Origin of the sequence: Pelomonas lactea (assembly GCF_043555885.1) — a bacterium.
Lineage (GTDB): Bacteria > Pseudomonadota > Gammaproteobacteria > Burkholderiales > Burkholderiaceae_C > Pelomonas > Pelomonas lactea.
The window spans coordinates 637,028-651,362 of the sequence record NZ_JBIGHX010000001.1 but is presented as its reverse complement, the minus strand read 5'-3'; the positions used below and the strand labels follow the sequence as shown (position 1 = coordinate 651,362).

Here is a 14,335-nt window from a genome sequence, read left to right as displayed (position 1 = left end):
ACACCATGACTTCGTTCGATGCGGCGCTGAGCGCCTTGCCCGATCTGCGCCCCGGCGTGCAGCCCATTCAGCCCGACGAGTACCGCCAGCGGCTGCGACGCCTGCAGGCACGGCTTCGAGCCGCGGGGCTGCAGGCGCTCTATCTGCACGCAGGCAGCTCGCTGCGCTACTTCATGGGCACGCCCTGGCACCCCAGCGAGCGCCTGCTGGGTGCGCTGGTGCCGGCCGACGGCGAGCCGCTCTACATCGCGCCGGCCTTCGAGCGCGACGCCTTGCAGGACCGCTGGGGTCTGCCGGCGGCGATCCACTGCTGGGACGAGCATGACGACCCCTGGGCGCTGCTGGCACGGCTGATCTCCGGCCTGCCCTGCAGCGGCCAGGGCCTGGCGCTGGATGGCAGCCTTCCGTTCGAGTTCGCCTGGCGCTTGCAGAGGATCGCGCCCGGCTTGCCGCTGGTGGATGGCAGCGAGTCCATCGCTTCGCTGCGCATGCGCAAGTCCGCCGCCGAGATCGCGCTGCTGCAGCGCGCCTTCGACATGACGCTGCGCGTGCAGCAGGCCGCGCGCTCGGTGCTGCGCACGGGCATGGACACACGGGAGGTCGAGGACTTCATCGACCAGGCGCACAAGCGCGTCGGCGGCGGTGGCTCGCGTTTCTGCATCGTGCTGTTCGGCGAGGCGACGAGCTATCCGCACGGCGTCAAGCACGCACAGACGCTCGCCGACAACGACGTGGTGCTGATCGACTGCGGCTGCTCCGTCGAGGGCTATGCCTCTGACCTGACGCGCACCTATGTGCACGGCCGCGCTGGCGACGAGGTGCGGCGCATCTGGGCCATCGAGCACGAGGCCCAGGCGGCGGCCTTTGCGGCAGCACAGCTCGGCACCCCGTGCGAGGCCGTGGACGACGCGGCCCGCGCGGTGCTGGAAAGCCATGGCTTGGGGCCGGGCTATGAACTGCCGGGGCTGCCGCACCGCACCGGCCACGGCGTGGGCCTGGACCTGCACGAGCATCCCTATCTCGTGCGCGGCAACAGCCTGCCGCTGGAGATCGGCATGTGCTGCAGCAACGAACCCATGATCGTCGTGCCGGGGGCCTTCGGCGTGCGCCTGGAGGACCACTTCTACATGACCGGCCAGGGACCGCGCTGGTTCACTCGGCCCAGTCCCAGCGTGGATTTCCCCTTCGGCTGACATGCCAGCCGCGCGTCAGAAGCCCCAGCTCATCGGGTCGGCAGGGTCGAACACCATGCGCGCATCCAGCGTCACATGCGCACGCCCGCTGATGAAGGGGTGGATGGCGCCGCTCTCGCCGATCTCGTAGCGGGCCTCGAAGACCGAGCCGATCACCGACTCCTGGCGCCACACCGCGCCGGGTTCCAGCGCGCCGTCGGCCGCAAGACAGGCCAGCTTGGCGCTGGTGCCGGTGCCGCAGGGCGAGCGGTCATAGGCCGCGCCGGGGCAGAGCACGAAGCTGCGGCCGTGGTTGGCGGCGCTCGCGGGCGGGCCCAGCAACTCGATGTGGTCGATCTCGGCGCCATCGGCGCCGGTGATGCCCGCCTGCTGCAGCGCAGCTCGCAGCTTCAGCGCATAGGCGGTCAGTGGCCGGGTGCGATCCGGGCCGAGAGCCAGGCCATGGTCGCTGCAGAGAAAAAACCAGTTGCCGCCCCAGGCGATGTCACCATGCACGGTCTGGCCGTCGTCCAGCCTGACGGCCACCTGCCGCGCCAGCCGGTACGACGGCACATTGGCCACCGTCACGGCGCCGTCCTCGTGCAGCGTCGCCTGCACCGGCCCGACCGGCGTGGCCAGGCGCAGCAGCCCGGGCGCGATGAGGCCGAGGTGGCGCAGCGTCGCGACGACGCCGATGGTGCCGTGGCCGCACATGCCGAGATAGCCGACGTTGTTGAAGAAGATCACGCCCCAGTCCTCGCCGGGCTCGCGTGGCGCACATAGCCAGGCGCCCACCAACACCCCGGAGCCCCGCGGCTCCAGGATCAGCGCGCGGCGCCAGGCGTCGTGTTCGTCTCGCAGCCGCGCCAGGCGCGCGGCCATGGAGCCAGCGCCCAGGTCGGGCCCGCCGCTGACGAGCACCCGCGTGGGCTCGCCGCCGGTGTGGGAATCGATGATGCGGGCGTTGCTGCCGTCGTCCATGTCAGGCTCATTGGATCCAATAATTGGATCCAATATACAAGCATCGACGTCAATGCTGACCCAGGCCTAGTCCCGGGTGAGGAAAGTGAGGGTTGCGGGGCGGGGGCGGGACGCGGTCAGCGTGCCGACAGGACGGCGCCGCTCTTGCCGCTGGCGGTCTCGGCCAGCATCAGCGCGAAGCGCCGCAGCGCGGCCCAGGGGTCGCCCGGCCAGTCGGGGTGGCGCAGGCCCTTGACGAGGCCGTCGCACACCTGCGCGGCCTGCACCAGCGCGCCGGCTTGAGGCGCCTCCAGCCGTGGCGCGATGCGCTCGATGAGGCGCTCCTTGGCGCCCCACACGCGCGCCTCGCGCATCGCCATCGGCAGCGGCCGGCCGGCGTCCAGCGCCGCGCGCACACGGGCCAGAGCGCGGGCGTCCTCGGCCAGGTTCCAGTGCACCAGCACGGCGGCCTCGCCCTCGGCCTCCAGGCCGCCCAGCATGCGCAGCAGCCGCGGCACGTTGCCGGACAGCACGGCCTCGCTGAGCTTGAACACGTCGAAGCGCGCCACGTCCAGCACGGCGGCCTCGATGTCGGCGAGCGTCAGCTCGCCTTTCGGGTGCAGCAGCGCCAGCTTCTGCAGCTCCTGGTGGGCGGCCAGCAGGTTGCCTTCCACGCGGTCTGCGAAGAAGGCCAGCGCGCGCTGGCCGTCCTCGCCCTCGGGCACCGACTGGCCCTGCGCCTTGAGTCGCTGTGCCAGCCAGGCCGGCAGCAGGCGGCGCTCGACGGGCTCGACGCGGATGGACACGCCGTGGCCGTCCAGCGCCGTGAACCAGGCGCTGCTCAGCTGGGTCTTGTCCAGGCGCGGCAGCGTCACCAGCGTCAGCACATCGTCGGGGGCGGCTTCGGCGTAGCGCTGCAGCGCCTCGGAGCCGTCCTTGCCGGGCTTGCCGTTCGGGATGCGGATCTCGATGAACTGGCGCTCCGCGAACAGGCTCATCGCCTGCGCGGCGGCCAGCACGGGCGCCCAGTCGAAATAGGCGCCCGAGACGATGAAGATCTGCCGCTCGCCGAACCCGTGCGCGCGGGCGGCGGCGCGGATCTGATCGGCCGCCTCCTGCGCCAGCAGCGGTTCGTCGCCGTGCACGGTGTAGATGCGGGCCAGGCCCTTGCTCAGGTGGGGCCCCAGGGCCTCGGCGCGCAGCTGCATCAGTTCTGCACTTTGACGGCAGCGAGGCGGCGCATGACCTGTGCGATCGCATCGGAGTGCATCGCGCCGTACAGGTTGGCGGCCTCCTGCTCCTTGGCCAGCGCCGTCGTCTCGGTGTAGTTCATGTCGCGCGCCAGGCGCAGTTCCACCTTGGGCACCAGCAGCTCGCCGTCGGCGGTGCGAATCAGGTAGTCGAAGTTCAGCCGCAGCTGCCATTCGCGAACCTGGCCCACGCTGGTGGAGGCGACGACGGTACGGTCACGGTGCTCCTGCAGCACCTCCAGCACGACCTGCGCGCGCGCCGGGTCGTCCAGCAGTTGCACCGGCGTGCGCTTGACCTGGCGCCGCAGCCCGGCCGCCAGCGGCGAGTCGGGCTGGAAGCCGGTCAGCGCCAGCGTCTTGAACGGCAGTTCAGGTTCGCGGCGCAGCTCGAAGCCGCAGCCGGCGAGGGCCGTCAGCGCCAGAAGGGCGACTCGTCGCTGCATCAGACCACCACATTGACCAGGCGGCCCGGCACGATGACGACCTTCTTCGGCGCCTTGCCTTCGCTGAACTTGGCGAACTCGGGGTTGGCGAGAGCCGCCGCCTCGATGGCCGCCTTGTCGGCGCCGGCTGGCACCTTCACCGAGCCGCGCAGCTTGCCGTTGACCTGGAGCATCAGCTCGATCTCGTCCTGCACCAGCGCGGCCTCGTCCACCGTCGGCCAGGGCGCGTCCAGCAGGTCGCCCAGTTCGGCGGCGAAGCCGAGGTCTTGCCACAGCGTGTGGCTGAGGTGCGGCGTGGCCGGGTAGAGCACGCGCAGCAGCACCGAGAAGCCGTCGCGCACCGCCGCGGCCTGGCCCTCGGCCTTGAAGCCTTCCAGCGCATTCAGCAGCTTCATCGCGCCGGAGACGACGGTGTTGTACTGCATGCGCTCGTAGTCGTAGCTGACCTGCTTGAGCACGTTGTGCACCTCGCGGCGCAGCGTCTTGCCATCGCCGTTCAGCGCGGCGAAGTCGGTGCCGCCGGTTTGGATGGCCTCGGCGTTGCGCACGCCGAAGTTCCACACGCGCTTCAGGAAGCGGTGGGCGCCTTCCACGGCCGCGTCGTTCCACTCCAGCGTCTGCTCCGGCGGGCTGGCGAACATCACGAACAGGCGGGCCGTGTCGGCACCGTACTGGTCGATCAGCGCCTGCGGGTCCACGCCGTTGTTCTTGGACTTGGACATGGTCGTCATCTCGTACTCGAGACGCGTGCCGTCCTTCTTCAGCGTGGCGCCGGCGATGCCGCCCTTGTCGTCGTGGATGACGTCGACTTCGTGGTCCCAGTAGTAGTCCTTGCCGCCGCCCTCGGGCTTGTGGAAGAACGCGCCCTTGAGCACCATGCCCTGCGTCAGCAGCTTCTCGAACGGCTCGCTGACCGACACCAGCTTCAGGTCGCGCATGACCTTGGTCCAGAAGCGCGCGTACAGCAGGTGCAGGATGGCGTGCTCGATGCCGCCGATGTATTGGTTCATGCCAACCCGGCCAGGGTTGGCCTTGTCAGCCCCCATCCAGTACTCGGTGCCCGCGCCGACCATGGCCTGGTCGTTCGTCGGGTCGCAGTAGCGCATGAAGTACCACGACGAGTCCACGAAGGTGTCCATCGTGTCCGTCTCGCGCTTGGCCGGCTTGCCGCACTTGGGGCAGCCGACGTTCAGGAAGCCGGCGTGCTTGTTCAGCGGGTTGCCGCTGCCGTCGGGGATCAGGTCCTCGGGCAGCGTGACGGGCAGGTCCTTCTCGGGCACCGGCACCACGCCGCAGTCGTCGCAGTGGATGATGGGGATGGGTGTGCCCCAGTAGCGCTGGCGGCTGATGCCCCAGTCGCGCAGGCGCCAGGTGGTCTTCTTCTCGCCCAGGCCTTGTGCTGCCAGCAGTTCGGCGACCTTGTTGACGGCTTCCACGTGCGACAGGCCGTCCAGCACGCCGGAGTTGATGCAGCGGGCCTTGGACTTGTCGCCGTAGGACTCGCGCCAAGTCTTGTCGTTGTAGTCCCCGTCGTCGACGGCGATGACCTGCTTGATCGGCAGGCCGTACTTGTTCGCAAACGCGAAGTCGCGCTCGTCATGCGCCGGCACGCCCATGACGGCGCCGTCGCCGTAGCTCATCAGCACGTAGTTGCCGACCCAGACCTCGACCTGGGCGCCAGTCAGCGGATGCGTGACGAACAGGCCCGTGGGCACGCCCTTCTTGTCCTGCGTGGCGAGCTCGGCCTCGGTCGTGCCGCCGGCCTTGCATTCCTCGATGAATGCAGCCACGTCGGGCTTGCTCTTGGCCGCGATGGTGGCCAGCGGATGCTCCGGCGCCACGGCGCAGAAGGTCACGCCCATGATGGTGTCGGCGCGGGTCGTGAACACCCAGAGCCGCCCGCCGCCACCCTCGATGGTGTGCGGGAAGGCGAAGCGCACGCCCTGGCTCTTGCCGATCCAGTTTTCCTGCATCAGCCGCACGCGCTCGGGCCAGCCGCTCAGGTAGTTCGGGTCTTCCGGGTTGGCCACGGCCGAGAGCAACTCCTCGGCGTACTGCGTGATCTTCAGGTAGTAGCCCGGGATCTCGCGCTTCTCGACCAGCGCGCCCGAGCGCCAGCCGCGGCCGTCGATGACCTGCTCGTTGGCCAGCACGGTCTGGTCCACCGGGTCCCAGTTGACGACCTGCGTGCGGCGCTCGGCGATGCCGGCTTCCAGCATCTTCAGGAACAGCCACTGGTTCCACTTGTAGTAGCTGGGCTGGCAGGTCGCGACCTCGCGGCTCCAGTCGATGGCCAGGCCCATGGCCTGCATCTGGCCCTTCATGTGGGCGATGTTGGCGTAGGTCCACTGCGCAGGCGGCACCTTGCCCTTCATCGCGGCGTTCTCGGCCGGCAGGCCGAAGGCGTCCCAGCCCATGGGCATGAGGACGTTGTAGCCCTTCATGCGCAGCTGGCGGGCCAGCATGTCGTTGATCGTGTAGTTGCGCACGTGGCCCATGTGCAGCTTGCCGCTGGGGTAGGGCAGCATGGAGCAGGCGTAGAAGTGAGGCTTGCTCGCGTCTTCCGTGACGCGGTAGGCGTCTCGCTCCGTCCAGTAGGCACGGGCGGCGGCTTCGATCTCGTTCGGGTTGTAGCTGGGCGCTTCGGTCTTGGCGTTCATGCGCCGAATTCTAGGTGGCGCCTCAGGCGCGACCTTTCGCTCAGGGTGCCGACGCGGCGGCCTGCGCGACGAAGGCGATGCGGTTCAGCCCCGCGGCCTGCACCCAGCCGATCAGCTCGGCCACGCGGCCATAGGGCACGGCCTGGTCGGCGCGCAGCTGCACTTCCATCTGCGCATTGGCGCGGCCCAGTTCCGAGATGCGCTGCTGGAAGGCCTTGGCGTCGAGTTCGTCGTCACCCAGGTGCAGTTTGCCGTCGGGGGTGATCGCCACGGCGATGAAGCTGGGTGCGTCACTGGGCGTCGCGGCCTCGCTCTTGGGCAGGTCCAGCCGCAGCGACGCCGTCATCAGCGGCGCGGTGATCATGAAGATGACCAGCAGCACCAGCATGACGTCGATGAGCGGCGTCATGTTGATGTCGCTCATCGGGCGAGCGGTGTCGGGGCGTTCGAGCCGACCAAAGGCCATGATCAGGCGTCGTGGTCCAGGAGCTCGCGCAGGTCGTGCGCAAAGCCTTCCAGGTCGGCCTCGCAGGCCGCCACCATCTTGCCGAAGACGTTGTAGGCCAGCACGGCGGGAATCGCGACCGCGAGGCCCGCGGCCGTCATGATCAGCGCCTCGCCGACCGGGCCTGAGATCTTCTCGATGGTGATGTTGCCGCTGGCCGAGATGCTGACCAGCGCGTGGTAAATGCCCCAGACGGTGCCAAACAGGCCCACGAACGGCGCCGTGGCGCCCACGGAGGCCAGCAGCACCTGGCCGAACTGCAGCTTGGCCAGCACGCCGTGCAGCGCGTCGCGCAGGCGGCGGGTCAGGCGGGATTCACGCTTGGCCGAGGCGTCCAGCGTGGCCGTCCGCGTTTCAGCCGTGGCGGCGTCCAGCAGCGGCAGCAGCAGCTGTTCGGTGTCGAAGCTCTGCAGCGCGCTGCGGCCTTCGGTCACGCCGGCCGCCGACCAGAACGCCGGCACGGCGCGCACCAGGCCCTTGCGGGCGCGGCGCAGCAGCCAGGTCTTCCACAGGATCAGCGCCCAGGCGCTGACCGACATCAGCAGCAGCAGCAGCGCGACGCCGCGGCCGACGAGATCGCTCTGGGCCCAGAAGGTGGTGAACATGTCAGCGGGTGAAACCCAGCACGTCGTTCATGCCGAACAGGCCGGTCGTCTTGCCGCCAGCCAGGAAGCGCGCGCAGCGCAGGCTGCCCTGGGCGTAGATGCTGCGGTTGGTGGCCTTGTGGCTGACCTCGATGCGCTCGCCGATGCCGGCGAACAGCACGGTGTGGTCGCCGATGATGTCGCCGCCGCGCACGGTGGCGAAGCCGATGGTCGACGGGTCGCGCGTGCCGGTCACGCCCTCGCGGCCGTAGACGGCACATTCCTTCAGATCGCGGCCGACGGCGTCGGCGACGACCTGGCCCATCTGCAGCGCCGTGCCGCTGGGCGCGTCCACCTTCATGCGGTGGTGGGCCTCGACGATCTCGATGTCATAGCCCTCGGCCAGCGCGCGGGCGGCCATGTCCAGCAGCTTGAGCACGACGTTGACGCCCACGCTCATGTTGGGCGCGAAGACGACGGCGGTGCGCTCGGCGAACTTCGCGAGCTCGGCCTTCTGCGCCTCGTCGAAGCCGGTGGTGCCGACGACGGCCTTGACGCCCAGGTCGGCGCAGGCGGCCAGGTGGGCCAGCGTCGCCTCGGGGCGGGTGAAGTCGATCATCACGTCGGCGCCAGCCAGCCCGGCGCGCACGTCGTCGCCCTTGTCCAGCGTGGCGTGCAGCGTGCAGTCGTCGGCGGCCTGGACGGCCTCGATCAGCATCTTGCCCATGCGCCCGGAGGCGCCCATCACCGCGACCTTGATCACGAGCCGGCTCCCGGCTTGGCATCCAGCGGCGGGTACACGCGGCCCGGCGCAGGGCCTTCGGCCGCAGCCGTCGGCGCGGCTTCGGCGCTCTTCTTGGGCGGTGGCAGCGCGGCGCGTTCAGCCTCGCTCAGCGCCAGCTTGGGCTGTTTGCCGCTGGGCTTGAAGGTGTTGATGGCGGAAACGAATTCGTTCTCGGTCGGCAGGTCGTCGGGCACCGTCAGCGTCTTGAGCTTGTCGCCGTCGAACTCGGCGACGACCAGGCGCTGCTGCTCCGGCGCGCCCTGGCGGCGGATCGTGAACGGATAGTCCCAGCGCGACTCGTGGAAGACGTCGGTCAGCAGCGGCGAGCCCAGCAGGTCACGCACCTGCGCCTTGGGCATGCCGGGCTTGACGCGGGCCACCATTTCCTTGGTCAGCACATTGCCCTGCACGACCTCGACGCGGTAGGGCGTCACGAAGCCCAGCACCTTCTCGCCGGTGACGGAGGGCAGCGTGGCCCACGAGGGCAGATTGGAGCAGCCGCCAAGCAGCGCGAGCAGCGGGAGAGAGGCAAGCAGGGGACGCATGAGGCGGCTGGCTGGAGGGCGGCAAGGGGACGGAGGTGCCCGCCGAAAGCTCGGCTGGCTATGATCGCGCGGATTCTAGCGGGGCCACTTCAGCGTCCCGGCCCCTGCGCGCCATGCCTTCCTCTCCCAAGACCCAGACCAGCGACATCAAGAACAGCGGCCTCAAGGCGACGCTGCCGCGCATCAAGATCCTCGAGATCTTCCAGCGCTCGGTGCAGCGCCACATGACCGCCGAAGATGTTTACAAGGCTTTGCTTGGCGAAGGCGCCGACATCGGCCTGGCGACGGTCTACCGCGTGCTGCAGCAGTTCGAGCAGGCGGGCCTGCTGAGCCGCAACCATTTCGAGACCGGCAAGGCCGTCTACGAGCTGAACGAGGGCCACCACCACGATCATCTGGTGTGCCTGAACTGCGGCAAGGTCGAGGAGTTCTACGACGCCGGCATCGAGTCCCGCCAGCATGCCATCGCCAGCGAGCGCGGCTTCCAGCTGCAGGAGCATTCGCTGGCGCTGTACGCCACCTGCACGAAGGTCGACTGCCCGAACAAGGACTGAGCGCCTCCGCCGGGCCGCCCCAGGCCGGCCCGCGCTGGCGATGTGCGAGCGGCTGGATGCCGCGAGCATCTCCGCCCCGCGAGGGGCCTCAATCCAGCGACCCGCTGTCGATGGCGCGCTGGTGGCGTTCGACGAATTCCTTGTAGGTGTCGATACCGCGCAGCTGCAGAATGGTGTTGCGCACGGCGGCCTCCACCAGCACGGCCAGGTTGCGGCCGGCGTCCACCGCGATGACGACCTTGCGCACCGGCATGCCCAGCACGTCTTCGTAGAGCGGCTCGTAGGGCAGGCGCTCGAAGTCGCGCTCCATCGTCTCCTTGCGCACCAGGTGCACGATGAGCTTCAGGCGCATCTTGCGGCGCACCGCCGTCTCGCCAAAGATGGCCTTGATGTCCAGCAGGCCGATGCCGCGGACCTCCAGCAGATTCAGCAGCAGTTCGGGGCAGCGGCCCTCGATGGCGGTCTGCGCGATGCGGAAGAAGTCCACCGCATCGTCGGCCACGAGGCCGTGCCCGCGGGAGATCAGCTCCAGCCCCAGCTCGCTCTTGCCCAGGCCCGATTCGCCGGTCAGCAGCACGCCCAGGCCCAGGATGTCCATGAACACGCCATGGCGCGTCGTGCGGTTGGCAAACAGCTGCGACAGGTAGCCGCGCACCAGGTCGATGACGTGGCCGGCGGACTCCGTGGTGCGGAACAGCGGAATCTCGGCACGGTCGCACATGGCCACCAGGCGCGGCGGCGGTGCGGAATCGTCGGCCACGATGATGACCGGCGGCTCCAGCGTGACGATGCGCGAGATGCGGCGATCCTGGACCTCCGTGCTTTCCTGGCTCAGGTAAGCCACCTCGCGCCGGCCGACGATCTGCACCCGGTAGGGGTGGATGTAGTTCAGGTAGCCCACCAGATCGGCGGCGCTTTGCGCGTCCCGCACCGCGGCCTCGTCGAAGCGGCGCTCGGGATGGCCGTGGCCGGCGATCCACTCCCAGCGGAGTGCCTCGCGGTGTTCTTCGAAGAGCCGCTCGGCGCTGATCGAGGTGGGTTTCAAGTCGGACGGTGACGGGCTAAGGGTTTACGCGAAGCGCCGATTGGCGGCTCAAGCGACGGACTTCAGCGGCTCCCAGGCCGCGATGAGCTTGTGCAGCGTGGCCGCCTCGGCCTCGGTCTTGAGCTGCTCGCGCAGTTCGCGGTCCGACAGCATCTCGGCGATCTCGGACAGGATCTCCAGGTGCCGCTGCGTGGCGGCCTCGGGGACCAGCAGGAAGATCAGCAGGCCCACGGGCTCATCGTCCGGCGCATCGAACGCGATGGGTTGCTGCAGGCGCAGCACGGCGGCCAGTGGGTTCTTCAGGCCCTTCACGCGGCCGTGCGGGATGGCCACGCCGTGGCCCAGGCCGGTGGACCCCAGGCGCTCGCGCGCGAAAAGGTTGTCGGTGACCAGCGCGCGGGCCATCTGGTGGTGGTTTTCGAACAGCAGGCCGGCGTGTTCGAAGGCGCGCTTCTTGCTGGACGCATCCACGTTCACCAACACGTTGTCGGCGGGCAGGATGGCGGCGAGACGGTTCATGGGCTGGGGCCGAGCGTCGGGGGCGCCTGGTCGGCGCGGCCGGAGCCGGGCGGGTGGGTCAATCAGAGTCGCAGATTATGGAACTGCGCGCCGTTTTGGGGAGGGCGGGTGGACATGCTGGCGTGGAAAAGGCCCTTGGCGACCCCTGAATGCGGGTTTTTGCGGCACTGCAGCAACAGCCGTTGGGCTGCCGGTTGCGCATCGCGCAAAACAAAAGCGGCCCGCAGGCCGCTGGAGGACGGATCGCCCGGTGTTCAGCGGGCGGGCACCTCAAGGCGCTTGGCCGAGGCGTGGTGGTGGTCTTGCACCTTGTCCTTGTGCCGGCAGACCTGGCGGTCCAGCTTGTCCATCAACTGGTCGATGGCGGCGTACAGGTCTTCATGGGACTGCTCGACAAAGATGTCGCGGCCCTTCACGTGCAGCGTGACTTCAGCGCGCTGGCGGCGTTCCTTCTCCTTTTGCTTCTCTACGGTCAGCAGGACGTTGATATCAACAACCTGGTCGAAGTGGCGAGTCACGCGGTCCAGCTTGGTGAGCACGTATTCGCGCAGCGCCGGGGTGACTTCGAGGTGATGGCCACTGATCGTCAGATTCATAAAGCCTCCTTTCAGAGGAATGGGTCGGAAAAACGGAACCAAAAAACAGGGGAAGGGGGAGGGAGGAGGAGGGGTCTTTCGGGTAGCGGAGGTGGGTGGGAGTGGGGAATCGACGAGCCCAGTCTGCGCGCAAAGTGGCTGCGTGACAAGAGGATGGCGGTGAGCTTTTGTCGTAGCTCAGGCCTCGTTTTTGCGTCTTCTTTCACGGCTTGCGCGGGTGCAATAATCCACGGCTATTTCCCCCACGGAGCCCTTCTTGGACAGCGATCACCCTCGGTGACCGTCCACTCCCGCCGGCGGCCCTGAGCAGGCCGCGCCCGCCCGGAGTGAGACGGTTGACTGACCCCGCCACCCCGGACGGCGCCAGGCGTCGTCCTTTGCCAGCGCTGCTGGAGACGATGCATGCTGAATGTGTTCACGCTGGACAATGGCCGCCTGAAGGGCGGGCTGTTCCAGGAAGAAATCGAAACCGCTGAAGACCTGGCTCTGTCGCGCCCGATCTGGGTCGACCTGGAAAGCCCCAGCGTCGAGGAGAAGGGCTGGATCCGCGACCGCTTCGGGCTGACCATTCCCGAGGACATCGTCGATGAAGACCTGGAGGAATCGGCGCGCTTCTACGAGGAAGACAACGGCGAGTTGCACATCCGCTCCGACTTCCTCATCGAGGGCAGTGACGATGCCGACGGGGCCAAGCCGGCGCGCAATGTGCGCGTGGCCTTCATCCTCTACAACAACGTGCTGTTCTCCGTGCACAACGAGGACTTGCCGGTGTTCCGCCTGCTGCGGCTGCGGGCGCGGCGCATCCCGGCGCTGATCGAGGATGCCAAGGACGTGCTGCTGAAGCTCTACGACGCCGACGCCGAGTATTCGGCCGACGTGCTGGAGGGCATCTACGACAAGCTGGAGGCGGTGAGCGCCCGCGTGCTGAAGAGCGACGTGACCGATGCCGAGGCCGGCGAGGTGCTGGGTTCCATCGCCCGCGAGGAAGACTTGAACGGCCGCATCCGCCGCAACGTGATGGACACGCGCCGCGCGGTGAGCTTCATGATGCGCAGCCGCATGCTGAACGCGGAGCAGTTCGAGGAGTCGCGCCAGATCCTGCGCGACATCGACTCGCTGGACTCGCACACCGCCTTCCTGTTCGACAAGATCAACTTTCTGATGGACGCCACGGTCGGCTTCATCAACATCAACCAGAACAAGATCATCAAGATCTTCTCGGTGGCCAGCGTCGCGCTGCTGCCGCCCACGCTGATCGCGTCCATCTACGGCATGAACTTCAAGAACATGCCGGAGCTGGAGTCGGAGTGGGGCTACCCGTTCGCGCTGGTGCTGATGCTGCTGTCGGTGGCCGCGCCCTTCATTTACTTTCGCCGCAAGGGGTGGCTGAAGTAGCCCGCTGCCGGCCTCAACAGAAAGGCCCGTGTCGCTCGACACGGGCCTTGTTTGTAAAAGCGGCCGCAGAACGCCTCGAAGCCAACGAGGGAGGGAGGGAGGAGGAGGAGAACGGCTCCGAGATTGCTGCTCTGTCCAGAGAGGTTGAGCGGCCTAAATTCCGTGGGTGGGGCTCCTCCGTTTGAGCTTTCCGCTCGGGTTTTCACCATGTGTAGCTGTAGAGCCGCCCACCAGCACGAAGTTACGCGGCGCTGTCCCGCGTTCGGGCGACGATTGTTGCCAGCGTCGTCGGCTGGCGAGGTTCTGCGCCTTTGATGGCGCGCGATTGCAAACAGTCATGAGCAGGCCTGAGCGGCCGCTTCAGGCCCGCGAGCCTGACTGCGCTCACAAACTTTTAGAATCCAGCCTCTAAACGAGGACCGACCATGCTTTACCCCGAACTGTTCAAGCAACTTGAAGCCGTGCGCTGGAACATGGACAGCGACATTCCCTGGGACAAGTTCGACGCCAGCCTGCTCACCGATGAGCAGGCTCAGACGATCAAGATGAATGCCATCACGGAATGGTCGGCGCTGCCGGCCACCGAGATGTTCCTGCGCGACAACCGTGAGGACAGTGATTTCTCGGCCTTCATGTCGGTCTGGTTCTTCGAGGAGCAGAAGCACAGCCTGGTGCTGATGGAGTACCTGAAGCGCTTCCGCCCCGACCTCGTGCCGACGGAGGAAGAGCTGCACGAGGTGCGCTTCGACTTCGACCCGGCCCCCGCGCTGGAAACGCTGATGCTGCACTTCTGCGGCGAGATCCGCCTGAACCACTGGTACCGCCGTGCCGCCGAATGGCACACCGAGCCGGTCATCAAGGCCATCTACGAAACCCTGTCGCGCGACGAAGCCCGCCACGGTGGCGCCTACCTGCGCTACATGAAGCGTGCGATGGCCAAGTTCGGCGACGAGGCGCGTGCTGCGTTCGCCAAGGTGGGCGTGCTGATGGCCAGCGCCCGTCGCACGGCGCAGGCGCTGCACCCCACCAACCTGCACGTGAACGCCAAGCTGTTCCCGCGCGACACCATCCAGAGCCGCCTGCCCGACCCCGAGTGGCTGGAGCGCTGGCTGGACAAGCAGATCCAGTTCGACTCCGTGTGGGAGAACAAGGTCGTCGAGCGCATCCTGCACAACATGAGCCTGCTGATGGACCGCAGCTTCGCGACCGTCCAGGAACTCAACCGCTTCCGCAAGGAAGTGACGGCGCGCGTCGTGCCGCCGGCCGGTACGGCCTCGGCCGCCTGATCAGCGTCCCCCTCAACGAAAAGAGGCCCCTCGGGGC

The 14,335-nt window shown here is 68.0% G+C and carries 15 protein-coding genes; 4 read left to right on the top strand and 11 right to left on the bottom strand.

The features are described from left to right. The first annotated feature begins 5 nt into the window (after positions 1-5). A complete protein-coding gene (locus ACG04Q_RS02875) occupies positions 6-1,193 on the top strand; it encodes a M24 family metallopeptidase (protein WP_394509311.1) in 1,188 nt (395 codons plus the stop codon). Positions 1,194-1,208: 15 nt separating this feature from the next. On the opposite strand, the gene ACG04Q_RS02870 is transcribed toward ACG04Q_RS02875, so the two are convergent. The 8 genes from ACG04Q_RS02870 to ACG04Q_RS02835 all read right to left on the bottom strand — a co-directional run bounded on the left by ACG04Q_RS02870 (position 1,209) and on the right by ACG04Q_RS02835 (position 8,903). After that, a complete protein-coding gene (locus ACG04Q_RS02870) occupies positions 1,209-2,153 on the bottom strand; it encodes a proline racemase family protein (RefSeq protein WP_394509310.1) in 945 nt (314 codons plus the stop codon). Between the two features lie 116 nt (positions 2,154-2,269). Then, positions 2,270-3,340 (bottom strand): DNA polymerase III subunit delta, encoded by a 1,071-nt coding sequence (holA, locus tag ACG04Q_RS02865; RefSeq protein ID WP_394509309.1) that lies wholly within the window; start codon positions 3,338-3,340, stop codon positions 2,270-2,272. Then, positions 3,340-3,825 carry an LPS-assembly lipoprotein LptE gene (locus ACG04Q_RS02860; protein ID WP_394509307.1) on the bottom strand — a complete coding sequence of 162 codons (486 nt, stop codon included), beginning with the start codon at positions 3,823-3,825 and terminating at the stop codon, positions 3,340-3,342. The genes holA and ACG04Q_RS02860 overlap by 1 nt, the downstream gene beginning before the upstream one ends. Continuing rightward, positions 3,825-6,485, bottom strand: a complete 2,661-nt coding sequence (gene leuS / locus ACG04Q_RS02855) for a leucine--tRNA ligase (RefSeq protein ID WP_394509306.1) — start codon at positions 6,483-6,485, stop codon at positions 3,825-3,827. Before leuS ends, ACG04Q_RS02860 begins: the two co-directional genes overlap by 1 nt. 40 nt (positions 6,486-6,525) lie before the next feature. After that, positions 6,526-6,951, bottom strand: a complete 426-nt coding sequence (locus ACG04Q_RS02850; protein ID WP_394509305.1) for an ExbD/TolR family protein — start codon at positions 6,949-6,951, stop codon at positions 6,526-6,528. Between the two features lie 2 nt (positions 6,952-6,953). Then, a complete protein-coding gene (locus ACG04Q_RS02845; protein ID WP_394509304.1) occupies positions 6,954-7,595 on the bottom strand; it encodes a MotA/TolQ/ExbB proton channel family protein in 642 nt (213 codons plus the stop codon). Position 7,596: 1 nt separating this feature from the next. Beyond that, the gene (gene dapB, locus ACG04Q_RS02840; RefSeq protein ID WP_394509303.1) at positions 7,597-8,337 is read right to left on the bottom strand and encodes a 4-hydroxy-tetrahydrodipicolinate reductase; all 741 of its coding nucleotides are present in this window, start codon (positions 8,335-8,337) and stop codon (positions 7,597-7,599) included. Then, positions 8,334-8,903 (bottom strand): outer membrane protein assembly factor BamE, encoded by a 570-nt coding sequence (locus ACG04Q_RS02835; protein WP_394509302.1) that lies wholly within the window; start codon positions 8,901-8,903, stop codon positions 8,334-8,336. Before ACG04Q_RS02835 ends, dapB begins: the two co-directional genes overlap by 4 nt. 113 nt (positions 8,904-9,016) lie before the next feature. Here ACG04Q_RS02835 and fur point away from each other — a divergent pair, with 113 nt between their 5' ends. Then, positions 9,017-9,457: a ferric iron uptake transcriptional regulator gene (gene fur, locus ACG04Q_RS02830; RefSeq protein ID WP_394509301.1), complete on the top strand. Its 441-nt coding sequence runs from the start codon at positions 9,017-9,019 to the stop codon at positions 9,455-9,457. Positions 9,458-9,545: 88 nt separating this feature from the next. Here the strand turns inward: fur and hprK are convergent, their stop codons facing one another. The 3 genes from hprK to hpf all read right to left on the bottom strand — a co-directional run bounded on the left by hprK (position 9,546) and on the right by hpf (position 11,617). Further along, positions 9,546-10,502, bottom strand: a complete 957-nt coding sequence (hprK, locus tag ACG04Q_RS02825; protein ID WP_394509299.1) for an HPr(Ser) kinase/phosphatase — start codon at positions 10,500-10,502, stop codon at positions 9,546-9,548. A gap of 48 nt (positions 10,503-10,550) precedes the next feature. Next, entirely contained in the window at positions 10,551-11,021 is a 471-nt protein-coding gene (gene ptsN / locus ACG04Q_RS02820) for a PTS IIA-like nitrogen regulatory protein PtsN (protein ID WP_394509298.1), read from the bottom strand. Between the two features lie 254 nt (positions 11,022-11,275). Beyond that, a complete protein-coding gene (gene hpf, locus ACG04Q_RS02815; protein WP_056200061.1) occupies positions 11,276-11,617 on the bottom strand; it encodes a ribosome hibernation-promoting factor, HPF/YfiA family in 342 nt (113 codons plus the stop codon). Between the two features lie 402 nt (positions 11,618-12,019). Between hpf and corA the strand changes: the two genes are divergently transcribed. Together corA and ACG04Q_RS02805 are read left to right on the top strand one after the other, a co-directional pair. Further along, entirely contained in the window at positions 12,020-13,012 is a 993-nt protein-coding gene (gene corA, locus ACG04Q_RS02810; RefSeq protein WP_394509297.1) for a magnesium/cobalt transporter CorA, read from the top strand. Positions 13,013-13,437: 425 nt separating this feature from the next. Further along, positions 13,438-14,298, top strand: a complete 861-nt coding sequence (locus ACG04Q_RS02805; protein ID WP_394509296.1) for a ferritin family protein — start codon at positions 13,438-13,440, stop codon at positions 14,296-14,298. The last annotated feature ends 37 nt before the right edge of the window (positions 14,299-14,335 follow it).